General features: G+C 70.4%; 24 protein-coding genes. 14 read left to right on the forward strand and 10 right to left on the reverse strand.

Translation table 11 applies throughout. The annotated features are described in order from the left end of the window. Nucleotides 1–38 precede the first annotated feature (38 nt). Nucleotides 39–1,445: a family 2B encapsulin nanocompartment shell protein gene (locus ACZ7DE_RS00955; RefSeq protein ID WP_470756529.1), complete on the reverse strand. Its 1,407-nt coding sequence runs from the start codon at nt 1,443–1,445 to the stop codon at nt 39–41. 155 nt (nt 1,446–1,600) lie between these two features. On the opposite strand from ACZ7DE_RS00955, the gene ACZ7DE_RS00960 reads away from it, so the two are divergent. Then, nucleotides 1,601–2,506: a 1-aminocyclopropane-1-carboxylate deaminase/D-cysteine desulfhydrase gene (locus ACZ7DE_RS00960; RefSeq protein ID WP_470756531.1), complete on the forward strand. Its 906-nt coding sequence runs from the start codon at nt 1,601–1,603 to the stop codon at nt 2,504–2,506. Nucleotides 2,507–2,525: 19 nt separating this feature from the next. Here ACZ7DE_RS00960 and ACZ7DE_RS00965 read toward each other — a convergent pair whose 3' ends face one another. Next, nucleotides 2,526–4,124, reverse strand: coding sequence for a Na+/H+ antiporter (locus ACZ7DE_RS00965; protein WP_470756533.1), 1,599 nt, complete (start codon nt 4,122–4,124; stop codon nt 2,526–2,528). Between the two features lie 60 nt (nt 4,125–4,184). Between ACZ7DE_RS00965 and ACZ7DE_RS00970 the strand changes: the two genes are divergently transcribed. The 3 genes from ACZ7DE_RS00970 (at nt 4,185) to ACZ7DE_RS00980 (ending at nt 6,346) form a co-directional block, all read left to right on the forward strand. Continuing rightward, entirely contained in the window at nt 4,185–4,445 is a 261-nt protein-coding gene (locus tag ACZ7DE_RS00970; protein ID WP_328479770.1) for a UBP-type zinc finger domain-containing protein, read from the forward strand. Nucleotides 4,446–4,826: 381 nt separating this feature from the next. After that, the gene (locus ACZ7DE_RS00975) at nt 4,827–5,240 is read left to right on the forward strand and encodes an ATP-binding protein (protein ID WP_004925829.1); all 414 of its coding nucleotides are present in this window, start codon (nt 4,827–4,829) and stop codon (nt 5,238–5,240) included. Further along, nucleotides 5,237–6,346, forward strand: coding sequence for an RNA polymerase sigma factor SigF (locus tag ACZ7DE_RS00980; RefSeq protein WP_470756536.1), 1,110 nt, complete (start codon nt 5,237–5,239; stop codon nt 6,344–6,346). The genes ACZ7DE_RS00975 and ACZ7DE_RS00980 overlap by 4 nt, the downstream gene beginning before the upstream one ends. 54 nt (nt 6,347–6,400) lie before the next feature. Here ACZ7DE_RS00980 and ACZ7DE_RS00985 read toward each other — a convergent pair whose 3' ends face one another. Further along, entirely contained in the window at nt 6,401–6,841 is a 441-nt protein-coding gene (locus ACZ7DE_RS00985) for a hypothetical protein (protein WP_470756538.1), read from the reverse strand. Between the two features lie 148 nt (nt 6,842–6,989). On the opposite strand from ACZ7DE_RS00985, the gene ACZ7DE_RS00990 reads away from it, so the two are divergent. Together ACZ7DE_RS00990 and ACZ7DE_RS00995 are read left to right on the forward strand one after the other, a co-directional pair. Then, a complete protein-coding gene (locus tag ACZ7DE_RS00990) occupies nt 6,990–7,958 on the forward strand; it encodes a diacylglycerol/lipid kinase family protein (RefSeq protein WP_470756540.1) in 969 nt (322 codons plus the stop codon). A 320-nt stretch (nt 7,959–8,278) separates the two neighbouring features. Beyond that, entirely contained in the window at nt 8,279–8,536 is a 258-nt protein-coding gene (locus ACZ7DE_RS00995) for a WhiB family transcriptional regulator (RefSeq protein WP_016639615.1), read from the forward strand. Nucleotides 8,537–8,730: 194 nt separating this feature from the next. On the opposite strand, the gene ACZ7DE_RS01000 is transcribed toward ACZ7DE_RS00995, so the two are convergent. Further along, nucleotides 8,731–10,197: a sensor histidine kinase gene (locus tag ACZ7DE_RS01000; protein ID WP_470757904.1), complete on the reverse strand. Its 1,467-nt coding sequence runs from the start codon at nt 10,195–10,197 to the stop codon at nt 8,731–8,733. Between the two features lie 333 nt (nt 10,198–10,530). Next, a complete protein-coding gene (locus ACZ7DE_RS01005; RefSeq protein ID WP_470756542.1) occupies nt 10,531–11,154 on the reverse strand; it encodes a TetR/AcrR family transcriptional regulator in 624 nt (207 codons plus the stop codon). Between the two features lie 199 nt (nt 11,155–11,353). On the opposite strand from ACZ7DE_RS01005, the gene nagB reads away from it, so the two are divergent. Beyond that, a complete protein-coding gene (gene nagB / locus ACZ7DE_RS01010) occupies nt 11,354–12,139 on the forward strand; it encodes a glucosamine-6-phosphate deaminase (RefSeq protein WP_470756544.1) in 786 nt (261 codons plus the stop codon). 62 nt (nt 12,140–12,201) lie between these two features. Here nagB and ACZ7DE_RS01015 read toward each other — a convergent pair whose 3' ends face one another. The 4 genes from ACZ7DE_RS01015 to ACZ7DE_RS01030 form a co-directional block, all read right to left on the reverse strand. After that, nucleotides 12,202–13,752 carry a glycoside hydrolase family 3 protein gene (locus ACZ7DE_RS01015; RefSeq protein ID WP_470756547.1) on the reverse strand — a complete coding sequence of 517 codons (1,551 nt, stop codon included), beginning with the start codon at nt 13,750–13,752 and terminating at the stop codon, nt 12,202–12,204. Between the two features lie 8 nt (nt 13,753–13,760). After that, the gene (locus tag ACZ7DE_RS01020; RefSeq protein ID WP_470756549.1) at nt 13,761–14,627 is read right to left on the reverse strand and encodes a carbohydrate ABC transporter permease; all 867 of its coding nucleotides are present in this window, start codon (nt 14,625–14,627) and stop codon (nt 13,761–13,763) included. Beyond that, nucleotides 14,624–15,622 carry a carbohydrate ABC transporter permease gene (locus ACZ7DE_RS01025; RefSeq protein WP_470756551.1) on the reverse strand — a complete coding sequence of 333 codons (999 nt, stop codon included), beginning with the start codon at nt 15,620–15,622 and terminating at the stop codon, nt 14,624–14,626. The genes ACZ7DE_RS01020 and ACZ7DE_RS01025 overlap by 4 nt, the downstream gene beginning before the upstream one ends. Before the next feature lie 74 nt (nt 15,623–15,696). After that, nucleotides 15,697–16,977: an extracellular solute-binding protein gene (locus tag ACZ7DE_RS01030; protein WP_470756553.1), complete on the reverse strand. Its 1,281-nt coding sequence runs from the start codon at nt 16,975–16,977 to the stop codon at nt 15,697–15,699. Between the two features lie 373 nt (nt 16,978–17,350). Here ACZ7DE_RS01030 and ACZ7DE_RS01035 point away from each other — a divergent pair, with 373 nt between their 5' ends. From ACZ7DE_RS01035 to ACZ7DE_RS01060, 6 genes are all read left to right on the forward strand, one after another. After that, nucleotides 17,351–18,115 (forward strand): GntR family transcriptional regulator, encoded by a 765-nt coding sequence (locus ACZ7DE_RS01035; RefSeq protein ID WP_470756555.1) that lies wholly within the window; start codon nt 17,351–17,353, stop codon nt 18,113–18,115. Nucleotides 18,116–18,214: 99 nt separating this feature from the next. After that, nucleotides 18,215–18,484 carry a DUF3311 domain-containing protein gene (locus ACZ7DE_RS01040; RefSeq protein ID WP_470756557.1) on the forward strand — a complete coding sequence of 90 codons (270 nt, stop codon included), beginning with the start codon at nt 18,215–18,217 and terminating at the stop codon, nt 18,482–18,484. Next, nucleotides 18,481–20,109 carry a monocarboxylate uptake permease MctP gene (mctP, locus tag ACZ7DE_RS01045; RefSeq protein WP_470756559.1) on the forward strand — a complete coding sequence of 543 codons (1,629 nt, stop codon included), beginning with the start codon at nt 18,481–18,483 and terminating at the stop codon, nt 20,107–20,109. Before ACZ7DE_RS01040 ends, mctP begins: the two co-directional genes overlap by 4 nt. A gap of 105 nt (nt 20,110–20,214) precedes the next feature. Then, on the forward strand, nt 20,215–20,721 hold the full coding sequence (locus tag ACZ7DE_RS01050; protein WP_470756561.1) for a GNAT family N-acetyltransferase: 507 nt from the start codon (nt 20,215–20,217) through the stop codon (nt 20,719–20,721). Nucleotides 20,722–21,034: 313 nt separating this feature from the next. Further along, the gene (locus ACZ7DE_RS01055) at nt 21,035–23,410 is read left to right on the forward strand and encodes a ribonucleoside-diphosphate reductase subunit alpha (RefSeq protein WP_470756563.1); all 2,376 of its coding nucleotides are present in this window, start codon (nt 21,035–21,037) and stop codon (nt 23,408–23,410) included. Continuing rightward, on the forward strand, nt 23,410–24,423 hold the full coding sequence (locus tag ACZ7DE_RS01060) for a ribonucleotide-diphosphate reductase subunit beta (RefSeq protein WP_470756565.1): 1,014 nt from the start codon (nt 23,410–23,412) through the stop codon (nt 24,421–24,423). Before ACZ7DE_RS01055 ends, ACZ7DE_RS01060 begins: the two co-directional genes overlap by 1 nt. On the opposite strand, the gene ACZ7DE_RS01065 is transcribed toward ACZ7DE_RS01060, so the two are convergent. Beyond that, on the reverse strand, nt 24,336–24,578 hold the full coding sequence (locus ACZ7DE_RS01065; protein ID WP_470756567.1) for a hypothetical protein: 243 nt from the start codon (nt 24,576–24,578) through the stop codon (nt 24,336–24,338). The two genes, ACZ7DE_RS01060 and ACZ7DE_RS01065, sit on opposite strands and share 88 nt — an antisense overlap. A gap of 93 nt (nt 24,579–24,671) precedes the next feature. On the opposite strand from ACZ7DE_RS01065, the gene ACZ7DE_RS01070 reads away from it, so the two are divergent. Then, a complete protein-coding gene (locus tag ACZ7DE_RS01070) occupies nt 24,672–25,637 on the forward strand; it encodes a GlxA family transcriptional regulator (protein WP_470756569.1) in 966 nt (321 codons plus the stop codon). The last annotated feature ends 3 nt before the right edge of the window (nt 25,638–25,640 follow it).

The following is a 25,640-nucleotide window of genomic DNA, read 5'->3' on the forward strand; positions in this document are numbered from 1 at the left end:
CTCGCGCGCCTCGCCCCCGTACCGCCTGACGGCGGAGGTCACCGCCAGCGGCCGATCTCGACGTTCTCCAGGACGCCCAGCGCGTCCGGCACCAGGACCGCGGCCGAGTAGTAGGCCGTGACCAGGTATTTGATGATCGCCTGTTCGTTGATGCCCATGAACCGCACGGAGAGGCTGGGCTCGATCTCGTCCGGGATGCCGGACTGGCGCAGGCCGATGACGCCCTGGTCCTGCTCGCCCAGACGCAGGGCGATGATCGAGCTGGTGCGCGCCTCGGTGACGGGGATCTTGTTGCACGGGTAGATCGGCACCCCGCGCCAGGTGGGAATCCGGTTGCCGCCGACGTCGATCGTCTCGGGCACGAGGCCGCGCTTGTTGAGCTCACGGCCGATCGCGGAGATCGCACGCGGGTGGGCGAGCAGCATCTTGGTGCCGCGCCGCCTGCTGAGCAGTTCGTCCAGGTCGTCCGGGCCGGGCACGCCGTCGTGCGGCTGGAGCCGCTGGTCGTACTCGCAGTTGTGCAGGAGACCGAACTCCCGGTTGTTGACGAGTTCGTGCTCCTGACGCTCCTTGAGCGCCTCGACCGTCAGCCGCAACTGCTGCTCGGTCTGGTTCATGGGCTGGTTGTACAGGTCGGCCACGCGCGAGTGGATGCGCAGGACGGTCTGCGCGATGCTCAGCTCGTACTCGCGGGGCCGGGCGTCGTAGTCCACGAAGGTGTGCGGGATGTCCGGCTCGCCGGCGTGGCCCGCCGCGAGGTCGACCTCCTTCTCGCCGTACTTGTTGGTGCGCTGCTGGGGGATCGCGCGCAGCTGCCGGAGGTGCTCGCGCAGGGAGTCGGCGCGCTCCGCGACCTGTTCGACGTCCTGCCGGGCCAGGACGAGCAGGGTGCAGGCCGTGTCCGCACGGGCCGTGTACTCCCAGATGGCGTCCGCGTCGAGCAGCGCCTGGTCGCCGAAGTAGGCGCCGTCGGCGAGGACGCCGAGCACCTGGTCGTCGCCGTAGGGGCCGGTGCCGACCTTCTCCACGCGGCCGTGCGCCAGCAGGTAGACCTCGTCGGTCTGGCTGCCGAAGGAGGCGATCACCTCGCCGGGGCCGAACTCCCGCTGGCGGCAGCGCTGGGAGAGCTCCCCGAGCACCTCGTCGTCCTCGTAGGAGCGCAGCGCGGGCAGTTCGCCCAGCTCGGCCGGGATGACCTCGACGCGGTCGCCGGTCTTGACGAACGTGATGCGGCCGTCGCCCACCGCGTACGTGAGCCGCCTGTTGACCCGGTACGTACCGCCCTGCACGTCGACCCAGGGCAGATTCCGCAGCAGCCAGCGGGAGCTGATCTCCTGCATCTGCGGTGCGGACTTGGTCGTGGTGGCCAGGTTCCGCGCGGCCGCGGTGCCGAGACTCTGCTGCGGCTTGCCCGACTCCGTGCGGACCTCTTCGCCTACCGACATGAGAAATTGCCCTCCCGATTCATGCACGGGCGCCGATCTGCGCCGATGCACTGTTCACGCAGACCAGCCTTCCATCACGGAGTGTGCTCGTGCTATTACCCGAACGAGCGGGAATGGATCATCGTGGGCTGGGAAGAGGCACGTTTCACCGAACGATGTTCGACAATGAGCGGGTGAGCGACCTCCACCCCCGCCTGCCCTCCCCGCTCCAGGAGGTCGACGACGACCGGTTCGAGCGGCACGGCGTCCGGCTGCTGTTGAAGCGGGACGACCTGATCCATCCGGAGCTGATCGGCAACAAGTGGCGCAAACTCGTGCCCAACCTGGAACGGGCGGCGGGACGGACCCTGCTGACCTTCGGCGGCGCCTACTCCAATCACCTGCGGGCCACGGCCGCCGCCGGCCGGCTCCTGGGGCTGCCCACGGTGGGCGTGGTGCGCGGCGACGAGCTGGCCGGGCGGCCGCTGAACCCCTCGTTGGCCCGCTGCGCGGCCGACGGCATGCGGCTGCACTTCGTGGACCGCTCGACCTACCGCCGCAAGGCCGAGCCCGAGGTGCTGGAGAGGCTGCTGGGCGCGGCCGGCGCCGAGGGCGCGTACGTCGTCCCCGAGGGGGGCAGCAACGCGGCGGCCGTGCGCGGCTGCCGGGCGCTCGGCGAGGAGCTGCGCGGCCGTGCCGACGTGGTCGCCCTCGCCTGCGGCACCGGGGGCACGCTCGCCGGCCTGGCCGCCGGTCTCGCGCCCGGCCAGCGGGCCCTGGGGATACCGGTCCTCAAGGGCGGCTTCCTGGGTGAGGCGGTACTCGCACTGCAGGAGGAGGCCTTCGGGGGCCGGCGGGGCGAGTGGCGGCTCGACGAGCGCTTCCACTTCGGCGGGTACGCGCGCGTCACCCCCGCGCTGGAGGCCTTCGCCGAGGACTTCGGGCGACGGCACGGCGTCCCCGTCGAACGTCTCTATGTCGCCAAGTCGCTCTACGCCCTCGTCGTCCTGGCCGAGGAGGGCGCCTTCCCGCCCGGGACCCGCCTCGCGGCCGTGGTGACGGGCTCGCCGTTCGACGCGTGAGACCGCGCGCGAGGCCCGTTCACGTCGTCTCCCGGTATGCCGCCGCCTCCTCCAGGTCCAGTCGGCGCAGCAGCGTGCGCAGCATCTCGTCGTCGATGTAGCGGCCGTCGCGCAGCCGGACGAACATCTCCCGCTCGGCGCTGATCATCTCGCGCGACAGACGCCGGTAGGTGTCGTCGACGGTCTCGCCGGTGACCGGGTTGACCTGGCCGAGGCGCTCCCAGACGGCGTTGCGGCGGCGCTCCAGGACGTTGCGGAGCCGGTCCGCGAGAGGAGGGGGCAGGGCGTTGCGCTCGTCGGCCAGAAGCGCGTCCAGGCGCTCCTCGGCGACCCGGGAGGCCTGGGCCTGGGCATTGGCCTCGGCGAGCGTCGCGGCCTGCGGGTCGGGTTCGGGGAACCTCAGCAGGCGGATCAGCGGCGGCAGGGTCAGGCCCTGCACCACGAGGGTGCCGATGACCGTGGTGAAGGTGAGGAAGAGGATGAGGTTGCGGTGCGGGAAGGGCGCGTCGCCGTCGTCCACGGTGAGCGGGATGGAGAAGGCGATGGCCAGCGAGACAACGCCGCGCATGCCCGCCCAGGCGATGACGATCGGGCCCCGCCAGGTCGGGTTCTCCTCGCGCGCGCGGATGCGTGGCCACAACAGCCGGGGCAGGAAGGTCGCCGGGTACACCCACAGGAAGCGGGCCGCGACGACCACGAGGAAGAGCGCGACGGCGTACCAGGCGGCGTCCAGGCCCTCGTAGGCGCCGAGGCCCCTGAGGACGACCGGGAGTTGCAGGCCGATCAGCGCGAAGACCGCCGACTCCAGCACGAAGGCCACCATCTTCCACACGGCCTCCTCCTGCAGGCGGGTGGCGAAGTCGACCTCCCACGCGCGGTGGCCGAGGTAGAGCGCGACGACGACCACGGCGATGACGCCGGAGGCGTGGAACTGCTCGGCGGCCGCGTACGCGACGAACGGGATCAGCAGGGAGAGCGTGTTCTGGAGCAGGGGCTCCTTGAGGTGGGTGCGCAGCCAGTGCAGCGGGGCCATGAGGATCAGGCCGACGGCGGTGCCGCCGACCGCGGCCACCAGGAACTCCTCGATGCCGCCGGCCCAGGACGCGCCCTCGCCGACCACCACCGCGAGGGCCACCTTGTAGGCGGTGATCGCGGTGGCGTCGTTCAGCAGCGACTCGCCCTGGAGGATCGTGGTGATCCGCGAGGGCAGGCCGACCCGGCGGGCCACCGCAGTGGCCGCGACCGCGTCCGGCGGCGCGACCACCGCGCCCAGCACCAGCGCCGCCGTCAGCGGCAGCCCGGGGACGAGCAGGTAGGCGGCCCAGCCGACGACGAAGGTCGCGAACAGCACGTACCCGACCGACAGCAGCGCCACCGGCCGCAGCTGGGCCCGCAGGTCGAGGTAGGAGCTGTCGGTGGCCGAGGTGTACAGCAGCGGCGGCAGCAGCAGCGGCAGGACGACGTCGGGGTCCAGGGTGTAGTCCGGAACCCCCGGCACGTACGACACCAGCAGGCCGACCGCCACCAGCAGCAGCGGCGCCGGCACCGGGGTACGCCGGGCCGCCGCGGCGGTCGCCGCGCTGCCGGCCACCAGCAACAGCAGTGGCATCACGTCCATGTCTGGCCCGCCCTCGTTTTTCCGCGCGGTCGTCCGCACACCCGTCGTAATCTGGCAATCATGAAACAGTGCACCCACGCCGACGCGCTGCCCCACCCCGAACCCGTCCCGCTCGGCGAGACGTGCCCGGAGTGCCTGCGGGACGGCACCCACCCGGTGCAGCTGCGACTGTGCCTGACGTGCGGCCACGTCGGCTGCTGCGACTCCTCGCCGAGCCGGCACGCGACCGAGCACCACAAGGAGTCCGGCCACCCGGTGATGCGGACCTTCGAGCCCGGCGAGAACTGGCGCTGGTGCTTCGTCGACCACGTCCTCGTATGAACCGTCCTCGTATGCCCCGTCCCCGCACCTCCCGTCCCCGTATGCCCCGGCCTCCGGCGTCCGGTTCCGGACGGCGTGGCCTCGCGTGAACTTCTGAGGCCGTGCGACCGTTGAACTCATGAGACGCCCCGGTCGTCCGGCGGGTACGGTTCGACCATCTGACGCCTGGGTACGTCAACCCGGCGCGCCCTCTTCCCATTTGGGTCCGCAGACCTCTAGACACGGAGCGTGTTCACAGCTTTACTGTGAGTGACGCCAGGGGGTTGGGGTCCCGGGGACAGGAAACTTGAGAGCGCGATAGCGTCACCGCTGCACCACACACGCGTTACCCCGGGGGGCGACCCTCGGCCCCGAAAAGCTTGTACCACCTTGGAGGTGAGGGTGTCCCAGATCGCAGGCGAGCCCGCGACCCAGGACTTCGTGGAAGTCCGGCTGCCGGCTGCGGGTGCCTACCTGTCGGTGCTGCGGACGGCCACGGCCGGCCTCGCGGCCCGATTGGACTTCACCCTGGACGAGATCGAGGACCTGCGCATCGCGGTGGACGAGGCCTGCGCGATCCTGCTCCAGCAGGCCGTGCCCGGCTCGGTACTCAGTTGCGTGTTCCGACTCGTCGACGACTCGCTCGAGGTCACCGTCTCGGCGCCGACCACGGACGGCCACGCCCCCTCGCGTGACACCTTCGCCTGGACCGTCCTGTCCGCCCTGGCGGGCAAGGTGTCCTCCGCCGTCGACGAGGACAAGACCGTGTCGATCAGCCTCTACAAACAGCGCGGCGCGGGACCCGGGCCGGCGTGAGGAACGGGGACGGGCCGGTGCGGGACGAAGAGCGCGGCACACGGGAGCTGCCGGCCGGCGACGCCGGGATTCCAGTCTCTCCGGACGGTTCCCGACGCATGGCGGACGGCATCGACGGCATTCCCGAGCAGGCCCGGCCGCATCCGGAGGACGACTCGGCCTCCGCGCGGGCGGGTCTGGCGGAAGCTGCCGTGCAGGACTCGTCCCGGGAGAGGCGGACCGGGGGCTCGCCCCCAGGCCGAGCAGGGGCGAGGGCTCGACAGAGGGCGACGGGCGGGACAATGAGCGAGCACGAGCGAGACGGCGAACACAGCGTGCCGGGCACGCAGCACGAACCACCACCCCACGTTCCGGCGGACCGGAGCGGGGCACGGGCGATGTTCGTCGAGCTGCGCAAGCTGCAGGACGGCAGCCCCGAGTACGCGGAGATGCGCAACCAGCTGGTACGGATGCATCTGCCGCTGGTCGAACATCTCGCGCGCCGGTTCCGCAACCGCGGCGAACCGCTGGACGACCTCACCCAGGTCGCCACCATCGGTCTGATCAAGTCGGTCGACCGCTTCGACCCGGACCGCGGCGTGGAGTTCTCCACGTACGCGACCCCGACGGTCGTCGGCGAGATCAAGCGCCACTTCCGCGACAAGGGCTGGGCGGTGCGGGTACCGCGCAGACTCCAGGAGCTGCGCCTGGCCCTGACCACGGCGACGGCCGAGCTGTCGCAGCAGCACGGCCGCTCCCCCACGGTCCACGAGCTCGCCGAGAAGCTGGCGATCTCGGAGGAGGAGGTGCTGGAGGGCCTGGAGTCCGCCAACGCGTACTCCACGCTGTCCCTGGACGTCCCGGACACCGACGACGAGTCGCCGGCGGTCGCGGACACCCTCGGCGCGGAGGACGAGGCGCTCGAGGGCGTCGAGTACCGGGAGTCGCTCAAGCCGCTCCTGGAGGACCTCCCGCCGCGCGAGAAGCGGATCCTGCTGCTGAGGTTCTTCGGCAACATGACCCAGTCGCAGATCGCGCAGGAGGTCGGCATCTCGCAGATGCACGTCTCCCGGCTGCTGGCGCGCACGCTGGCGCAGCTGCGGGAGAAGCTCCTCGTCGAGGAGTAGACGAGAACGCGGACGGGCGGGGAACAGCCGGGGAGTGACGGGCCGCCGCGGCGGTCACTCAGACGATCGGCCGGGCCCCCGGATGCCGAGGGCCCTGGTCGTCTCGCGGTTCACGAGCAGCACGAGCGCGGCGACGGCGACGGCCATGAGCGCGATGCCCGCCGGGATGGCCATGCTGTCGGCCTGCAGCAGGTTGTAGGCCACCGGCAGCGCCATGATCTGCGTCATGACGGCGGGCCCGCGGCTCCAGCCGCGCAGGCCCAGCAGTCCGCGGGCGGCCAGCAGCGGCAGCAGGGCGAGCACGACCAGCGTGACTCCTCCGGTGACGGCCTGCTGACGGTCGTCCGGATCTCCGGTGATCCCCAGGACGAGCATCCACACCCCGCCGACGACCAGCGCCAGCCCTTCCAGGGCGCAGAGCGCGGCGGCGTACGTCACCCGGCGCGGGCGGGGCTCTGCGGTTTCCGGGGCTGTCGGGGTCTGCTCACTGCTCACCCCTGAAGGGTAGCCCGCAGGCCCCGTGGGCCCCCCGACCGCCGGTCCGCACGGGGACAGCGCTGGTGTCGAGGCTCACTTGGTGATCTCTTACCCGATCCCCACCTCGGCCTGTGCCCGGTACCACCCAGTAGGTACGCTGCAACTCATGCGTGCACTTCTCGTGGTCAATCCGGCGGCAACCACTACCAGTGCACGGACGCGCGACGTCCTCCTCCACGCGCTCGCGAGCGAGATGAAGCTCGAGGCGGTCACCACCGAGTACCGCGGGCACGCGCGTGACCTGGGCCGCCAGGCGGCGGAGAGCGGAAACGTCGACCTGGTGGTGGCCCTCGGCGGCGACGGCACGGTGAACGAGGTCGTCAACGGTCTCCTGCACGCCGGCCCGGATCCGGAGAACCTGCCCGGCCTCGCGGTGGTCCCCGGCGGCTCCACCAACGTCTTCGCGCGCGCCCTGGACCTGCCCAACCATCCCGTGGAGGCCACCGGCGCCCTGCTGGACGCCCTGCGCGAGGGCCGCCAGCGCACGGTCGGCCTCGGGCTGGCCGCGGGGACGCCCGGTACGGAGGACGAGGCGGTGCCGTCGCGCTGGTTCACGTTCAACGCCGGCCTCGGCTTCGACGCCGGAGTGGTGGGCCGTGTGGAGCAGCAGCGCGAACGGGGCAGGAAATCCACCCACGCTCTTTACATCCGCCAGGCCGTGCGCCAGCTTCTGGGCGAGCCGCAGCGCCGGCACGGGACGATCACCCTGGAGCGGCCGGGCGCGGAACCGGTGACCGATTTGGTGCTGTCCATAGTCTGCAACACGGCTCCGTGGACCTATCTGGGCAATCGCCCGGTGTACGCGTCACCTAAGGCCTCGTTCGATACCGGGCTCGACGTACTCGGTCTCAGCCGTCTGTCCACCGCCGCGGTTGCCCGATATGGCACCCAGTTGCTCACTTCGTCCCCCGAGCGGGGACCGCATGGAAAGCACGCCGTCTCACTGCACGATCTGGACCAGTTCACCTTGCATTCGAAGGTCCCACTCCCCCTCCAGATGGACGGTGACCACCTCGGCCTGCGAACCAGCGTGACGTTCACAGGCGTACGCCGTGCACTGCGTGTGATTGTGTGAGCAGAAAGGGCTGAAGTCCTTTCACTCGAACGTTTAGGCCAGGATCCACCCCATGGAAGTACGGCTGTGACCTAGTCGACACCGAGGAATCAAAAAAAACTTTCCGGAAGGGGTTGTATCCGCCGCTGAGGTTTGCGAGTCTCTACGTGGCGATCGGGACAGCCCGCAACACCGGCATCCACTGATCACCGGAACCCCTCTTCAAACATCAGGACCGCGCCAGGGAAACCTGGCTGGTGGCCCTTCACCTGTTGAGGGATTCGTGAAAGCGTTCACATTCACAAGCAACCTGCATGTAATACCAAGGAGAGGTAGCAGCCATGGACTGGCGTCACAACGCCGTTTGCCGCGAGGAAGACCCCGAGCTCTTCTTCCCCATCGGCAACACCGGTCCTGCGCTGCTGCAGATCGAGGAAGCCAAGGCCGTCTGCCGTCGCTGCCCGGTTATGGAGCAGTGTCTGCAGTGGGCGCTCGAGTCCGGCCAGGACTCCGGCGTCTGGGGTGGTCTCAGCGAGGACGAGCGTCGCGCCATGAAGCGCCGCGCCGCCCGCAACCGGGCCCGTCAGGCCTCCGCCTGACAACACCCACCCCGCAAGCCTGAGCTTGGCGGCGCGTACAGCGAGTACGCTTCTCCCGCCCCCGAGCCGCAGCGCGCAGTACCCCCGATGCGCAGCACAAGCTGGCAACGAGCATTCGAGCCCCGGACCCCTGAACGGTCCGGGGCTTCTTGCTGTGCGCGCACGCTCTTGCGCGGCCCCGCGCCGCTCGCGTCCTACTTCTGCGCGAGCACGGGGATGTCCAGGATGACCCGCGTGCCGCGTTCCGGGGCCGGGACCATGTCGAAGGTTCCGCTCAACTCGCCCTCCACCAGCGTCCGCACGATCTGCAGGCCGAGGTTTCCGGAGGTGTGCGGGTCGAACCCGGCGGGCAGGCCGACACCGTCGTCCTGGACGGTGACCAGCAGGCGGCCCTCCTTCGTGGTGCCGCCGCGGACCGCCGAGACCTCGACGGTCCCCGTCTCCCCCTCGCGGAAGCCGTGCTCCAGGGCGTTCTGCAGGATCTCGGTGAGGACCATGGACAACGGGGTGGCGACCTCGGCGTCCAGGATGCCGAAGCGTCCGCTGCGCCGGCCGGTGACCTTGCCCGGCGAGATCTCCGCGACCATGGCCAGGACCCGGTCGGCGATCTCGTCGAACTCCACGCGCTCGTCCAGGTTCTGGGACAGCGTCTCGTGCACGATGGCGATCGAACCGACCCTGCGCACGGCCTCCTCGAGGGCCTCGCGGCCGCGCTCGGACTCGATGCGCCGGGCCTGCAGCCGCAACAGGGCCGCCACCGTCTGGAGGTTGTTCTTCACCCGGTGGTGGATCTCCCGGATGGTCGCGTCCTTGGTGATCAACTCGCGTTCTCGGCGGCGCAGTTCGGTCACGTCACGGAGCAGGACGAGCGCGCCGATCCGGGTGCCCTTGGGCTTGAGCGGGATCGTGCGGAACTGGATGACGCCGTCATGCGCCTCGATCTCGAACTCCCGGGGCGCCCATCCGCTGGCGACCTTGGCGAGCGCCTCGTCGACCGGGCCCCGGGTCGGGGCGAGTTCCGCGGTGGTCTGACCGAGGTGCTGGCCGACCAGATCGGAGGCGAGGCCCATGCGGTGATAGGCGGACAGCGCGTTCGGGGAGGCGTACTGGACGACGCCGTCGACGTCGACGCGGATCAGACCATCGCCGACGCGCGGGGCCGCGTCCATGTCCATCTGCTGGTTGGGGAACGGGAACGAGCCGGCCGCGATCATCTGGGCGAGGTCGGAGGCGCTCTGGAGGTAGGTGAGCTCCAGGCGGCTCGGGGTGCGCACGGTGAGCAGGTTGGTGTTGCGGGCGATGACGCCGAGGACGCGGCCGTCGCGCCGTACGGGGATGGACTCGACCCGGACGGGGACCTCCTCGCGCCACTCCGGGTCGCCCTCGCGCACGATCCGGCCCTCGTCCAGGGCGGCGTCCAGCAGGGGACGGCGGCCGCGGGGGACGAGGTGGCCGACCATGTCGTCCTGGTAGGAGGTGGGGCCGGTGTTGGGGCGCATCTGGGCGACGGAGACGTAGCGGGCGCCGTCGCTGGTGGGGACCCACAGGACCAGGTCGGCGAAGGAGAGGTCGGAGAGCAGCTGCCACTCCGAGACCAGCAGGTGCAGCCACTCGAGGTCGGAGTCGTCGAGTGCGGTGTGCTGGCGTACGAGTTCGTTCATGGAGGGCACGCTGCGAGCGTACCTGGGGGTATCTGCGGGGTGTGAAAACACCCGCGGGCCGCGGCGCCTGGGAGGGACCCTCAACCCTCCCGGCACCGCAGCCCGGAGCAATATCGGCCGCGGGGTGTGCGGTCCCGTCGACCGAAGGTGAGGAGCCGGGGCAGTCAGGGCAGAGAGCACCGGATCCTCGGTCCGCCTTCCTGTGCGGGGAAGACGGAAGCTCTGTGTGCAGTTCTCCCCTCGTCATTGTGGACTAGACCACTAGGGGTGTCCATGCGGGGGAGGTTGTTCGTTGGTGTGAGTATTCGGACGCCCTATCATCCACAACGCAGCCTAGCCTGTGCGGGTTCCTGTGCGGGGCCAGATGGACAGGGCAATTTCCGCGACCGCCTCCAGCTCTCCCCTGCTCGCCCCGTCGCGCGCCTGCTGCGACATGCCCTGGAAGACCCCGGCGACGAAACGGGCGAGCGCCGCGGTGTCGACGTCCGGCGCGAGCTCGCCCGCCTCGACGCCCGCCGCGATCCGCCGCCGCACGGCGGCAATGCTCGCGCCGCGCTGCCGGCGCAGCGCGTCGGCCACCTCGGGCGTCGAGCAGTTGGCGGCCGCGTGGATCACCAGACAGCCGTAGGGGTGGTCGGGGTCGGTGAACTCCGAGGCCGCCTCCCGCAGCAGCCGCTCGACGGCGGCGCGGGCCGTCGGCTCCTCCTGAAGGGCGTGCCGCGGGAACGAGCCGTAGGTGTCGTCGTAGACGCGCACGACCTCCTCGAACAGCGACCGCTTGTCACCGAAGGCCGCGTAGAGGCTGGGGGCCCCGATGCCCATGATCCGGGTGAGATCGGAGACGGAGGTCGCCTCGTAGCCGTTCTCCCAGAACGCCCGGACCGCCTTCTCCAGCGCGGCCCCGCGGTCGAAGGACCGGGGGCGGCCCCGGGGCCGGGTCTGCTCGCTGCTCACCATGGGGGCATTTTATAGCGGCCGCTAGAGAACATTCGGTGGCCTGCGGTACCGGTGCCGGACCCGTCCCGGCCTGGGCCGGGACACCCGATTCTGTTAGATTGGACCCCTGGATTGGTCTAAACCACATGTCCACTCCGGACGTCCCCAAGACGTCCACCCAGACGTGCACACCACACGGACACGAGAACGGCGGGCCAGCGTGGAAGTTGTCATCGTTCCGGACGCCCGGGCGGGCGGCGAGCTCGTCGCCGAGGCCATGGCGCAGCTCCTGCGGCGCAAGCCGGAGGCCCTGCTCGGCGTGGCCACCGGCTCCACCCCGCTGCCCGTCTACGAGGCGCTGGCGGCCAAGGTGCGCTCCGGCGCCGTGGACACCCGGCGGGCGCGGATCGCCCAGCTCGACGAATACGTGGGACTGCCCGCCGAGCACCCCGAGTCCTACCGCTCGGTGCTGCGCCGGGAGGTGCTGGAGCCGCTGGGCGTCGGCATGGGGGCGTTCCTCGGACCGGACGGCACGGCCGAGGACGTACAGGCGGCCTGCGAGGCGTACGACCGCGCGCTGGCCGAGGCCGGCGGTGTGGACATCCAGTTGCTCGGGATCGGCACCGACGGGCACATCGGGTTCAACGAGCCGTGCTCGTCCCTCGCCTCGCGCACCCGGATCAAGACGCTGACCGAGCAGACCCGCGTCGACAACGCGCGCTTCTTCGACGGGGACATCGACCAGGTTCCGCACCACGTCATCACCCAGGGCATCGGCACGATCCTGGAGGCCCGGCACCTGGTGCTGCTCGCCACCGGGGAGGGCAAGGCGGACGCCGTCGCGGCGACCGTCGAGGGCCCGGTCGCGGCGGTGTGCCCGGCCTCGGCGCTCCAGCTGCATCCGCACGCCACGGTCGTCGTCGACGAGGCGGCCGCGTCCAAGCTGAAGCTGGCGGAGTACTTCCGGCACACGTACGCCGCCAAGCCGGAGTGGCAGGGCATCTGAGACCGGCGCACGACGACGGCGAAGGCGCCGGTTCCCGGTCGGGAACCGGCGCCTTCGCCGTCTCAGCGCCGGCGTCCGGCGATGACCTCCGCCGCCGCGCGGCCGCACACCCGGGCCGCGCCGTGGGTGGCGATGTGCAGGGCGCCCCGGGGCGGGGCCTGGGGGACGCCCATCTCGACGACGACCGTGTCCGGGCGGGCCGCCAGGAGCGTGCCGAGGGCCGCCGCCATCCAGGCGTGCCGGTGCTCGTCCCGGACCACGGCGACGATCCGCCGCTCCCCCGCCGCGGCCAGCGCGGCGTGCCCCGCGTCCGCGCCCGCGAAGCTGCCCGTCTCGGTCCCCGGCAGCAGGGCCGCCAGCTCCGCGGCCACGCCCCACGGGGTCTCGTCGCCGACCGCGATGTTCGCGACCGGGGTGAGCGAGGCGACGAACGGGGCCTCGGCGAAGGGGGTGAACACCTCGCCGCCGGTGAGCCGGAGGGCGCGGCGGGCGGCGATCAGGCCGACGTCGGCGCGCACGCCGTTCGCGGGCGTGCGCCCCGGCTCCCCCTCGGCCGCGCCCGCGTGCGCGGCGGTCGGACCGGGACCCGACGCCGTCCAGCGGGCCAGTGCCCGGACGCGTTCCGCCGCGTCCGCGAGGCGCTCCTCGGCGAGTTCGCCCGTGCGGACGGCGGTGACCAGCGCGTCGCGCAGACGGCGCACGGTGTCGTCGTCCGCGAGGCCGCCGCCCACGCAGATGGCGTCGGCGCCGGCGGCGATCGCGAGGACGCTGCCGCGCTCGATGCCGTAGGTCGCGGCGACGGCCTGCATCTCCATGCCGTCGGTGACGATCAGACCGTCGTAGCCGAGTTCGTCGCGCAGGAGGGCGGTCAGGACGCGGGCGGACAACGTCGCCGGGCGGGCCGGGTCCAGGGCGGGGACCAGGATGTGCGCGCTCATCACCGCGCGGGTGCCGGCGGCGATGGCCGCGCGGAACGGGGTCAGCTCGCGTTCGGTCAGGACCGCCGGGTCGGCGTCGATGCGCGGGAGCGCGTGATGGGAGTCGACGGCCGTGTCGCCGTGGCCCGGGAAATGCTTGGTGCAGGCCGCCACGCCCGCCGACTGCAGGCCGGTGACGTAGGCGGCGGTGTGCCGGGCGACCAGGTCGGGGTCGGCGCCGAAGGAGCGGACGCCGATGACCGGGTTCGCGGGGTTGGAGTTGACGTCGGCGGAGGGCGCCCAGTTGAGGTTGACCCCGCACTCGGCGAGGCGGCGGCCCAGTTCGGCGGCGACCTCGAGGGTGAGCGAGACGTCGTCCACGGAGCCCAGGGCGTGGTTGCCGGGGAAGCTGGAGCCGGTGCGCACCTCCAGGCGCGTGACGTCTCCGCCCTCCTCGTCGATGGCGACCAGGACGTCGTCCCGCTCGGCGCGCAACTGGGCGGTGAGGGCGGCGAGTTGTTCGGGGGAGGTGATGTTCCTGCCGAACAGGCCCACCGACGCCAGGCCCTCGCCGAGCCGGCGCAGCAGCCAGTCGGGGGCGGTGGTGCCGGGGAAGCCCGGTTGCAGGACGGTCAGGGCGTCGCGCGTGAGTCTGTCTTTGCCGAACGTGGTGGTGCCGCTGGCGAGTGTCGTCATCGGGGGCGTTATCCCTTCACGGCGCCCGCGGTCAGCCCCGCGGCCATCTTGCGCTGGACGAGGAGGAAGAGGGCGACGATCGGTACGGCCATCAGGGTGGCGCCGGCCATCATCGGGGCGTACTCGGTGCCGTGCTTGGTGGAGAAGTTGCTGAGCCACACGGTCGCGGTCTGGTTCTTCTGACTGAGCAGCATCAGGGCGTACAGGTACTCGTTCCAGGCCTGGATGAAGCCGTAGACCGAGGTGGCGACCATGCCGGGGGCCAGCAGCGGGAAGACGACCCGGACGAAGGCGCCGGTGCGGCTGCAGCCGTCCACCATCGCGGCCTCCTCCAGCTCCTTGGGGATGTTGACGATGAAGCCGCGCAGCGTCCACACCGTGAAGGGGAGGATGAAGGTCAGGTACGTGATGATCAGGCCGGACAGTTTGTCGTACTGGTTCAGGTCGTTCAGCAGCAGGAAGACCGGGATGATCATGGCGACGAGCGGGACCATCTGCACGGCCAGGATGCCGACGATCACGACCTTGCGGCCGCGGAAGGCGAACCGGGAGATGGCGAGGGCGGCCAGCATGCCCACGACGACGCCGATCCCGACGACCGCGAGGGAGACGATCAGGCTGCGGCCCACCGGGCCCCAGAAGTCGGCGATGTCGAGCGCCCGCCGGAAGTTGGCGAGGGTGAGGCCCGTCGGCAGCAGGCTCGGGTCCGGGTCGATGGCGTCCTTCGCCGGCTTGAACGCCGTGTTGAGCATCCAGTAGACGGGGAAGCCGGCGACGGCGAAGACGAGCAGGCCGAGGAGGTTCCAGCCGAACCTGGTCCTGCGGCGCCCGGACCGGCTTCCCGCCCGGCTCGCCTCGGAGGCAACGGCGCTCATTCGACCTCTCCGATCTTCAGCATCTGGCGCATGTAGACGGCGACCACCCCGAGCAGCAGCACCACGGTGATCAGGGCGATCGCCGAGCCCTGGCCGTAGTCGTTGACGACGAAGGCGCGGTCGTAGGAGTACGTCGTCAGGAGCTGGAACTCGGCCTCGGGATGTCCGTTGCGCATCACGAAGACCTGGGGGAAGACGCCCATGTCCCAGATGACCGACAGGGTCGTCAGCATCACGATGACCGGCTTGAGGATGGGCAGGGTGACGTACCGGAAGACTCCCCACGCGCCCGCGCCGTCGAGGCGGGCCGCCTCCTCCAGCTCGGCGGGGACCTGGGTGAGGCCCGCGCTGAGGGTGATGACCACGAAGGGCACCGCGCCCCAGACGACGAGGAGCATGATGACCGCCAGCCCCTGCGGTCCGCTGGCGAACCAGTTGTGGCCGATCAGCTCGACGCCCGGCAGCCTGCTCAGGACCGCGTTGAGGATGCCGTAGTCGGCGTCGAACAGCCACTTGAAGACGGTGGTGGCGACGATGACGGGCATCCCCCAGCCGGCCACGAGCGCGATGTTGACGAGGGTCTTCACCCAGCCGGAGACCCGCTGCAGCAGCAGCGCGATCAGCATGCCGAGGACCATCGTGAAGATCACGCAGCCGGCCGCGAAGACGATCGTGCGGACGACGACCCGCCAGAACTCCCCGTCGCCGAGCGCCTCCGCGAAGTTGTCGAACCCGGCGGACTCGGCCGGCTGGAAGCCCCACAGCTGGGACTGGCCGAACTTCTGGAAGGACAGGGTGACCAGCCGGACCAGCGGATAGCCCATCACCAGGGCGAGGACCAGCAGGCAGGGGGCGAGGAGCAGCCAGGGTGTCGCGGGCCCGCCGGAACGGCGGCCGCCCCGCGGTCTCCTGGCGCCCGGTGCGCCGGGGGGCGGTGGCGGTGGCGACTGCCGCGTCGGCGGCACTTTGGCAGTGGTCGTGTCTGCGGCACTCATCCGCGCGCTCCTCAGCGGTCCCTCGGGTCGTACGGGGAGCAGGGCCCGGCTCGCTGCGGGGCCCTGCCCTCAGGTCACTTGTTGTTGATGACCTTGTCGATCGCGGCGTCCGCGTCCTTGGCGGCGGCCTCGACCGTCTTCTTGCCGGTGCCGATGCTCTGCAGCATGGTCTGCAGGACCTGGGCCTTCTCGACCTGGCCCCAGCCGGGGGCCATCGGGACGAACCAGTTGGACTCGGCCGCGGTGGCCGGGACGGCCGTCGCCGGGTCGTTCTTGAGGGTCGCGAGGTCGGTCTTGTTGTTGGGCAGGTTGCCCTTGGCCATCAGGCCCTTCTGGCCGGAGGGGCCGGTGAAGGCGTTGATCCACTCGGCGGCGAGGGCCTGTGCGTCCGACTTCACCGGGACCGCGAGGTCGGAGCCGCCCAGGAAGACGGGGAGGTTCTTGCCGGACGGGCCGGGCATCACGAAGTTCTCGACGTGGCCGGCGAGCTTGCCGGTCTTGTCGTTCTCCTTCGCGGCGGCGGTCGCGCCCTCCCAGGCCGGGGCGAAGATCATGCCGGACTTGCCCTGGCCGTAGACGATGTAGCGGTCGGACTCGTCCTTGGTCTTGTCTCCGTGCATGTAGGTGTCGAGGACGGTCTTGAACTCGTTGAGGCCCTTGAGGGACTCGGGCGAGGACAGGTTGGCCTTCCACTGGCCGCCGTCCTCCTCGGCGATCGAGCCGCCGGCGTCGTAGACGAAGGACATGGCCGCGTACCAGTCGCGGCTGGGCTGGTACCAGGCGGAGAACTTGCCGCCCTCCTTCTTCTGGACCTTGTCCAGGGCGGCGGTCAGCTCGGCGTACGTCTTCGGCGTGGACTTGACGCCCGCCGAGGCGAAGACGTCCTTGCGCCAGTTGGCGACGCGGCCGCCGGCGTAGTACGGCACGCCGTAGGTCTTGCCGTCGTAGGTCACCGAGGCCTTGAGTCCGTCGAGCCAGGCGGAGGAGTTGTCGAACTTGGCGGGGTCGAGGGGGGCGAAGGCGCCCTTGACCATGTAGCCGAGCATCTCGGTGTTGCCCATCTCGACGACGTCGGGGGCCTTGTCGGTGGCGAGCACGGCGTCGAGCTTGGCGTTCTTGTCCGGCCAGCCGTAGTACTCGTGGTTGATCTTGACGCCCGGGTGCGCCTTCTGCACCGCCGCGTCGGCGGCCTTCACCAGTTGGGGCCAGTTGTTCTGCGCGTCGACGGTGAGCCAGACGGTCAGTTCCTTGGCGTCGGCGCCCTTCGAGTCCCCGCTGCCACTGTCGTCCCCGCATGCCGCGATGGAGACCATCATGCCCGCGATACCGATCGCGGCTATCAGCTTGCGCTTCACGCCATCCTCCTCAGGGATGCCACACCCCCCGCCCACGGGCCGGGACCTCGATCTGGACCAATGGTGTAGACCAGTGCGCAGAGCTTGGCTCAGACCAATAAGCCTGTCAAGGGTGGCCGAACCCCCTCCGACCAGCCGTTATGGGACCTACATATGCAGGAACCTTTAAGTAAGAAGCCGTCGAAAACATCGACCTCGGAGGGCGGCACTCCGGTAGACCATTTGCCCTGGTGGACTAGACCAGCAAAGGTTGCGACGGTATACAGAGGGATCACGGAACGGTGGCGCACGCACCGCCGCGTCCGTGCCACGATGTGAGCCGCGGCCGACGGCGTGTCGGCCGTTTCGGCACCCGCAGCCGGGAAGGCAGGCCATGAGCACCGACGTCAGCAGTGCGGAGAACGAGGGTGGGGCGACCGTCCGTACCGCGCGCGTGCCCAAGTACTACCGCCTGAAGAAGCATCTGCTCGACATGACGGAGACGCAGTCGCCGGGCACTCCGGTCCCGCCGGAGCGCACCCTGGCGGCCGAGTTCGACACCTCGCGCACGACCGTCCGTCAGGCCCTGCAGGAGCTCGTGGTCGAGGGCCGGCTCGAGCGCATCCAGGGCAAGGGCACCTTCGTCGCCAAGCCGAAGGTGTCCCAGGCGCTCCAACTCACCTCGTACACCGAGGACATGCGCGCCCAGGGTCTGGAGCCGACCTCACAACTGCTGGACGTCGGCTACATCACCGCCGACGACCGTCTCGCCGGGCTGCTCGACATCACGGCCGGCGGCCGGGTGCTGCGCATCGAGCGCCTGCGCATGGCCAACGGCGAGCCGATGGCGATCGAGACGACCCACCTGTCGGCCAAGCGCTTTCCGGCCCTGCGCCGTTCGCTGGCCAAGTACACCTCGCTGTACACCGCCCTCGCCGAGGTCTACGACGTCCATCTCGCCGAGGCCGAGGAGACCATCGAGACCTCCCTGGCCACCCCGCGCGAGGCGGGCCTGCTCGGCACCGACGTGGGCCTGCCCATGCTGATGCTCTCCCGGCACTCGCTGGACCGGAAGGGCCAGCCGGTCGAGTGGGTGCGGTCGGTGTACCGGGGAGACAGGTACAAGTTCGTGGCGCGGCTGAAGCGGCCCACCGAGTAGAGGGTCTGTGGAGGGTCTTCCGCTGGGCTTATCCGTCACTTACATTGCCTGCGCATTACATCTGTGATCAAGGCGATCAGAGTGAGGGGACGGCCGCCGATGTCCGACGAGGAAACGAGGGAACCGGTGGTGACGCCGACGCGCGTCGCCATCGCCCTGTGTCTGATCGCGCCCTTCGTGGCGATGCTGTGGGTGGGTTCGTACGCGAAGGTGGATCCGGCGTTCATCGGGATCCCCTTCTTCTACTGGTACCAGATGCTGTGGGTGCTGATCTCCACGCTGCTCACGGTGGTCGCGTACAAGCTGTGGCAGCTCGACCAGCGCGGTCGCGCGGGCTCTGCTTCCGCGAAGGGCGGTGCGTCGGAGTGAAGGACGGCGTGAACGGCGTGGCGCTCGCCGTCTTCATCTTCTTCTTCCTGGCCGTCACGGTCATGGGCTTCCTGGCCGCACGCTGGCGCAAGGCCGAGAACGAGCACAGCCTCGACGAATGGGGCCTGGGCGGCCGCTCGTTCGGCACCTGGGTCACCTGGTTCCTGCTCGGCGGCGACCTGTACACCGCGTACACCTTCGTCGCCGTGCCCGCGGCGATCTACGCGGCGGGCGCGGCCGGCTTCTTCGCGGTGCCGTACACGATCCTCGTCTACCCTCTGATCTTCCTGTTCCTGCCCCGCCTGTGGTCGGTGTCGCACAAGCACGGCTACGTCACCACCTCGGACTTCGTGCGCGGCCGGTTCGGCTCGAAGGGCCTGTCGCTGGCGGTCGCCGTCACCGGCATCCTGGCCACCATGCCGTACATCGCGCTCCAGTTGGTCGGCATCCAGGCCGTGCTCGACGTGATGGGCGTCGGCGGCGGCGAGGACACCAACTGGTTCGTGAAGGACCTGCCGCTGCTGATCGCGTTCGGCGTGCTGGCCGCCTACACCTACTCCTCGGGTCTGCGGGCTCCCGCACTGATCGCGTTCGTGAAGGACACGCTGATCTACATCGTCATCGCGGTGGCGATCATCTACATCCCGATCAAGCTGGGCGGCTTCGACGACATCTTCGCCAAGGCCGGCGACGCGTTCAGCCAGACCAATCCGGCGACGGGCAAGCCGCGTGGCGCGCTGACCCCGGCCGAACCCGGCCAGTGGACGTACGCGACGCTCGCCCTGGGCTCGGCCCTGGCGCTGTTCATGTACCCGCACTCCATCACGGCGACGCTGTCCTCGCGCAGCCGTGAGGTGATCCGCCGCAACACCACGATCCTGCCGCTGTACTCGCTGATGCTGGGCCTGCTCGCGCTGCTGGGCTTCATGGCGATCGCGGCCGGGGTCAAGGTCACCAACGGGCAGTTGGCGATCCCCCAGCTGTTCGAGGACATGTTCCCGTCCTGGTTCGCGGGCGTGGCGTTCGCGGCGATCGGCATCGGCGCGCTCGTGCCCGCGGCCATCATGTCGATCGCGGCCGCGAACCTCTTCACGCGCAACATCTACAAGGACTTCATCAAGCCGGACGCGACGCCCAAGGAGGAGACCCGCGTCTCCAAGCTCGTCTCGCTGCTGGTGAAGGTCGGCGCGCTGGTCTTCGTCCTCACCATGGACAAGACAGTCGCCATCAACTTCCAGTTGCTGGGCGGCATCTGGATCCTGCAGACGTTCCCGGCCCTGGTCGGCGGCCTCTTCACCCGCTGGTTCCACCGCTGGGCCCTGCTCGCCGGCTGGGCGGTCGGCATGGTCTACGGCACCTTCGCCGCGTACGGCGTCGCGTCCCCGACCCAGAAGCACTTCGGCGGCTCGTCGAAGGAGATCCCGGGCATCGGCGAGATCGGCTACATCGGCCTGACGGCGTTCGTCCTCAACGTCGTCGTCACGGTGGTGCTGACGTTCGTCCTGAAGGCGGCCAAGGCCCCGGAGGGCGTCGACGAGACGAAGCCCGAGGACTACACGGCGGACGCGGGCGACCCGGGCGTGCAGGCGGAGCTGCCGCCGGCGACCGCGGGCGCGTCCCACTAGGCCCTGCCGCCGGACCGGCCGAGGCCGGTCCACGGGTTCGGTGTCGGCGGGCCGTCGGAGAGATCCGGCGGCCCGCCGTCGTACGTGTGCCGCACAATGCCCGGCATGGACATACGCATCCGAACGGCGCGACCCGCCGAGTACGAGGCGCTCGGCGACATCACGGCCGACGCCTACCTGGAGGACGGCCTGCTCGACTTCGGGTCGGGCGACGCGTACCTGCACGAGCTGAAGAACGTGGCGAAGCGGGCGGCCACCGCCGAGGTCCTGGTGGCCGTGGACGGTGAACGCCTGCTCGGCGGGGTCGCCTTCGTCCCCGCCCCCGGCCCCATGGCCGACCTCGCCCGCCCCGGCGAGGCGGAGATCAGGATGCTGGCGGTCGCGCGCCGGGCACGCGGCAGAGGGGCCGGCGAGGCCCTGGTGCGGGCCTGCGTGGAGCGGGCGCGCGCGCTGGAAGGCTGCACGGCCGTCGTCCTGTCGACCCAGCGCACCATGGACACGGCCCACCGCCTCTACGAACGCCTCGGTTTCGTTCGCACACCCGAGCGGGACTGGGCGCCCCTGCCGGACCTGTTCGACATCACTCTGCTCACCTACCAGTTGACGCTCTGAAACCAGCGCGACACAACATCTGGGGGTGGCGTGACAGCCGAGCACAAGATGTATGCTCATGCTCGCTGTCGCCACAGGGGAATCCGGCGCGAATCCGGAACTGTCCCGCAACGGTGTACTCGCGTGCATTCATACCCATATGCGCACGCCTGTTCAGTCCGACCTCCTGCCGACAGCGTGCCCGGCCCTCCGGTCCGGGCGCCCTGACGTCCGGGCCTCGTGGAGTGGGCCGGTGGACGCGACGCCTCCGCGTGCTCGCGTGCTGCCCCCTGCCCTGCGCAAGGCCCCCTGCCGAGCGAGGGAGAGCCCCCACGTGACCATCGCGCCAGCCGAACCGGTTTCAGTCGCCGAACTGGAGTCCGACGGTCCCGGTACCGCGTTGCTGCGGACCCTGACCGAGCTGACCGCCGACCTGCCCGACGCCGACCCCGGCCGGGTCGCCGCCGCCGCCCTGCGCGGCCGGTCCTCGCGGGCCGACGAGGCGGAGTTGCGCGAGCTGGCCACGGAGGCGGCCGCGGGCCTGATCTCCGAGGACCCCGCCTACTCGAAGCTGGCCGCCCGGCTGCTGACGATCAGCATCGCCGCGGAGGCCGCGTCGCAGGGCGTCACCTCGTTCACCGCGTCGGTCGCCGTCGGTCACCGTGAGGGTCTGATCGCCGACCGCACCGCCGAGTTCGTGCGGGTCCACGCGGCCCGCCTCGACGCCCTGATCGACGAACGGGCCGACGACCGCTTCGGCTACTTCGGGCTCCGCACCCTGCACAGCCGCTACCTCCTGCGGCACCCGATCACCCGCAAGGTCGTCGAGACGCCCCAGCACTTCCTGCTGCGCGTCGCCTCCGGCCTCGCCGAGGATGACACCGTCCGCGCCGTGGACGAGGTGGCCGCGCTCTACGGGCTGATGAGCCGCCTGGACTACCTCCCGTCCTCCCCCACGCTCTTCAACTCCGGCACCCGGCACCCCCAGATGTCGTCGTGCTACCTCCTCGACTCCCCGCTGGACGAGCTGGACTCCATCTACGACCGCTACCACCAGGTGGCCCGGCTGTCGAAGCACGCCGGCGGCATCGGACTGTCGTACTCCCGCATCCGCAGCCGCGGTTCGCTGATCCGCGGCACCAACGGGCACTCCAACGGCATCGTCCCGTTCCTGAAGACCCTGGACGCCTCCGTCGCCGCCGTGAACCAGGGCGGCCGGCGCAAGGGCGCGGCGGCGGTGTACCTGGAGACCTGGCACTCCGACATCGAGGAGTTCCTGGAGCTGCGGGACAACACCGGTGAGGACGCCCGGCGTACGCACAACCTGAACCTCGCGCACTGGATCCCGGACGAGTTCATGCGCCGGGTCAACGCCGACGAGCAGTGGTCGCTCTTCTCCCCCTCCGACGTGCCCGAACTGGTCGACCTGTGGGGCGAGGAGTTCGACGCGGCCTACCGCAGGGCCGAGGCGGACGGCCTGGCGAAGAAGACCATCCCGGCCCGTGACCTGTACGGCCGCATGATGCGCACCCTCGCGCAGACCGGCAACGGCTGGATGACCTTCAAGGACGCGGCCAACCGCACCGCCAACCAGACGGCCGAGCCGGGCCACGTCGTGCACTCCTCCAACCTCTGCACGGAGATCCTGGAGGTCACGAACGACGGCGAGACGGCCGTGTGCAACCTGGGCTCGGTCAACCTCGGCGCGTTCGTCGACACGACGGCCGGCGACATCGACTGGGAGCGGCTGGACGAGGCCGTCCGCACCGCCGTCACCTTCCTCGACCGCGTCGTCGACATCAACTTCTACCCCACCGAGCAGGCGGGCCGCTCGAACGCCAGGTGGCGGCCGGTCGGCCTGGGCGCGATGGGCCTGCAGGACGTCTTCTTCAAACTGCGGCTGCCCTTCGACTCCGCCGAGGCCAGGGCGCTGTCCACCCGCATCGCCGAGCGCGTCATGCTCGCCGCCTACGAGGCCTCCGCCGAGCTGGCCGAGCGCAACGGCCCCCTCCCGGCCTGGGAGAAGACCCGTACCGCCAGGGGCGTGCTGCACCCCGACCACTACGGCGTCGAGTTCACCTGGCCCGAGCGCTGGGCGGCCCTGCGCGAGCGGATCGCCGCGACCGGCATGCGCAACTCCCTGCTGCTCGCCATCGCGCCCACCGCCACCATCGCCTCCATCGCGGGCGTGTACGAGTGCATCGAGCCGCAGGTGTCCAACCTGTTCAAGCGCGAGACGCTGTCCGGCGAGTTCCTCCAGGTCAACTCCTACCTGGTGCAGGACCTCAAGGAGCTCGGCGTCTGGGACGCGCGCACCCGTGAGGCGCTGCGCGACTCCAACGGCTCGGTGCAGAACTTCGCGTGGATCCCGGCCGAGGTGCGCGCCCTGTACCGCACGGCCTGGGAGATTCCGCAGCGCGGCCTGATCGACATGGCCGCCGCCCGTACCCCGTACCTGGACCAGGCGCAGTCGCTGAACCTGTTCCTGGAGACGCCGACCATCGGCAAGCTCTCCTCCATGTACGCGTACGCCTGGAAGTCGGGCCTGAAGACGACGTACTACCTGCGTTCCCGCCCGGCGACCCGCATCGCGCGCGCCGCCCAGGCCCAGGCGCAGCCCGAGAAGACCATCCCCGTGCAGCAGGCGGCCGACCCCGACGCCGTCGCCTGCTCCCTTGAGAACCCCGAGTCCTGCGAGGCCTGCCAGTAATGACCAGCCGTAACACCAACCTGCTCGACCCGGGCTTCGAGCTGACTCTCCGCCCCATGCGCTACCCCGACTTCTACGAGCGCTACCGGGACGCCATCAAGAACACCTGGACCGTCGAGGAGGTCGACCTCCACTCGGACGTCGCCGACCTGGCGAAGCTGTCCGAGGGCGAGCAGCACATGATCGGCCGGCTGGTCGCGTTCTTCGCGACGGGCGACTCGATCGTGGCGAACAACCTCGTGCTGACGCTGTACAAGCACATCAACTCCCCCGAGGCGCGCCTGTACCTGTCGCGGCAGCTGTTCGAGGAGGCCGTCCACGTCCAGTTCTATCTGACGCTCCTGGACACCTACCTCCCCGACCCGGAGGACCGCGCCGCCGCCTTCGACGCGGTGGAGAACATCCCCTCCATCCGCGAGAAGGCCGAGTTCTGCTTCAAGTGGATCAACGAGGTCGAGAAGCTGGAGCGCCTGGAGACCCAGGCCGACCGCCGTCGCTTCCTGCTCAACCTGATCTGCTTCGCCGCGTGCATCGAGGGCCTGTTCTTCTACGGCGCCTTCGCGTACGTCTACTGGTTCCGCAGCCGGGGCCTGCTGCACGGCCTCGCCACGGGCACCAACTGGGTGTTCCGCGACGAGACGATGCACATGAGCTTCGCGTTCGAGGTCGTCGACACGGTCCGCAAGGAGGAGCCGGAGCTCTTCGACGACCGGCTCCAGGAGCAGGTCGTCGACATGCTCCGGGAGGCCGTCGAGGCCGAGCTGCAGTTCGCGCGGGACCTGTGCGGCGACGGTCTGCCGGGCATGAACACCGACTCGATGCGGCAGTACCTCGAGTGCGTCGCCGACCAGCGTCTGTCGCGGCTCGGCTTCGCCCCGGTCTACGGCTCGGAGAACCCGTTCTCCTTCATGGAGCTCCAGGGTGTTCAGGAGCTGACCAACTTCTTCGAGCGCCGTCCCTCGGCGTACCAGGTGGCGGTGGAGGGCACCGTCGACCTGGACGAGGACTTCTGACCCTCCCTCTCGCCCCGGGCCTCCTGGGCCTCCCTGATCTGCCGGTCGGCGCGACGGTCGCGCACGATGCCGAACACGGACGGGAGGACCAGGAGGACGAGGATCCCGAGGACCATGAGCATTCCGATGAGGCCTTCGATCTGGTTTGCGTTCATGGACACCAGTGTTGTGCCGGACGCCCCTGACCGTGAGTGGCAGGACTGCCGCACATCTTCAAATTACTGCCACTGCCGCGGCATACTGTCGGCATGCTGAAGAACGTGGCCGCGATCCTGCTGGACGGTGTGCACCCCTTCGAACTGGGCGTCGTCTGCGAGGTCTTCGGGATAGACCGCAGCGACGAGGGGCTGCCGGTCTACGACTTCGCCGTGGCCTCGGCGGAGGGGCCGACGCTGAGCACCCACGCGGGCTTCACCGTGGGCACCGAGCACGGGCTCGAACGGCTGGAGAGCGCCGACCTGATCGCCGTCCCGGCCGGGGAGACGTACGGCCGACGGGACTTCCCGCCGGAGCTGCTCGACGCGCTGCGCCGGGCGGTGGACCGGGGCACGCGCGTGCTCAGCGTCTGTTCCGGGGCGTTCGTGCTGGCCGCGGCGGGGCTGCTGGACGGGCGGCGCTGCGCGGTGCACTGGCGGCACGCCGAGCAGCTGGCCCGGCTGTACCCGCGCACCACGGTCGAGCCGGACGTGCTCTACGTCGACGAGGGCCCGGTGATCACCTCGGCCGGAACGGCCGCCGGCATCGACGCCTGCCTGCACATCGTCCGCAAGGAGCAGGGCCCGGAGATCGCCAACCGGATCGCCCGTCGGATGGTGGTGCCGCCGCACCGGGACGGCGGCCAGGCCCAGTACATCGAGCGGCCGCTGCCCCGGTCGCGGTGCGACACCGTCGGCGAGGTGCTCGCCTGGATGGAGCAGCACCTCGACCAGGAGGTCACGGTCGAACAGCTCGCGGAGCGCGCCCACATGTCCCCGCGCACCTTCGCCCGCCGCTTCCAGCAGGAGACGGGCACGACCCCCTACCGGTGGCTGCTGCGCCAGCGGGTGCTGCTGGCCCAGCACCTGCTGGAGGCGACGGACGAGACGGTGGACGCGATCGCCTGGCGGGCCGGCTTCGGCACGGCGGGCGCGCTGCGCCACCAGTTCGTGCAGGCGCTGGGGACGACCCCCAACGCCTACCGGCGCACGTTCCGCGGCCCGCAGGCCGTCGCCTGAGCC

This window comes from Streptomyces sp. NPDC037083 (genome assembly GCF_055606485.1).

Excerpts from the sequence above, each read along its gene's own strand:
- ACZ7DE_RS00955 (WP_470756529.1), bottom strand. The coding sequence starts at position 1,445 with ATGTCGGTAGGCGAAGAGGTCCGCACGGAGTCGGGCAAGCCGCAGCAG.
- ACZ7DE_RS00960 (WP_470756531.1), top strand. The coding sequence starts at position 1,601 with ATGTTCGACAATGAGCGGGTGAGCGACCTCCACCCCCGCCTGCCCTCC.
- ACZ7DE_RS00965 (WP_470756533.1), bottom strand. The coding sequence starts at position 4,124 with ATGGACGTGATGCCACTGCTGTTGCTGGTGGCCGGCAGCGCGGCGACC.
- ACZ7DE_RS00970 (WP_328479770.1), top strand. The coding sequence starts at position 4,185 with ATGAAACAGTGCACCCACGCCGACGCGCTGCCCCACCCCGAACCCGTC.
- ACZ7DE_RS00990 (WP_470756540.1), top strand. The coding sequence starts at position 6,990 with ATGCGTGCACTTCTCGTGGTCAATCCGGCGGCAACCACTACCAGTGCA.
- ACZ7DE_RS00995 (WP_016639615.1), top strand. The coding sequence starts at position 8,279 with ATGGACTGGCGTCACAACGCCGTTTGCCGCGAGGAAGACCCCGAGCTC.
- ACZ7DE_RS01000 (WP_470757904.1), bottom strand. The coding sequence starts at position 10,197 with ATGAACGAACTCGTACGCCAGCACACCGCACTCGACGACTCCGACCTC.
- ACZ7DE_RS01005 (WP_470756542.1), bottom strand. The coding sequence starts at position 11,154 with ATGGTGAGCAGCGAGCAGACCCGGCCCCGGGGCCGCCCCCGGTCCTTC.
- ACZ7DE_RS01015 (WP_470756547.1), bottom strand. The coding sequence starts at position 13,752 with ATGACGACACTCGCCAGCGGCACCACCACGTTCGGCAAAGACAGACTC.
- ACZ7DE_RS01020 (WP_470756549.1), bottom strand. The coding sequence starts at position 14,627 with ATGAGCGCCGTTGCCTCCGAGGCGAGCCGGGCGGGAAGCCGGTCCGGG.
- ACZ7DE_RS01025 (WP_470756551.1), bottom strand. The coding sequence starts at position 15,622 with ATGAGTGCCGCAGACACGACCACTGCCAAAGTGCCGCCGACGCGGCAG.
- ACZ7DE_RS01035 (WP_470756555.1), top strand. The coding sequence starts at position 17,351 with ATGAGCACCGACGTCAGCAGTGCGGAGAACGAGGGTGGGGCGACCGTC.
- ACZ7DE_RS01040 (WP_470756557.1), top strand. The coding sequence starts at position 18,215 with ATGTCCGACGAGGAAACGAGGGAACCGGTGGTGACGCCGACGCGCGTC.
- ACZ7DE_RS01050 (WP_470756561.1), top strand. The coding sequence starts at position 20,215 with ATGGACATACGCATCCGAACGGCGCGACCCGCCGAGTACGAGGCGCTC.
- ACZ7DE_RS01060 (WP_470756565.1), top strand. The coding sequence starts at position 23,410 with ATGACCAGCCGTAACACCAACCTGCTCGACCCGGGCTTCGAGCTGACT.
- ACZ7DE_RS01065 (WP_470756567.1), bottom strand. The coding sequence starts at position 24,578 with ATGAACGCAAACCAGATCGAAGGCCTCATCGGAATGCTCATGGTCCTC.
- ACZ7DE_RS01070 (WP_470756569.1), top strand. The coding sequence starts at position 24,672 with ATGCTGAAGAACGTGGCCGCGATCCTGCTGGACGGTGTGCACCCCTTC.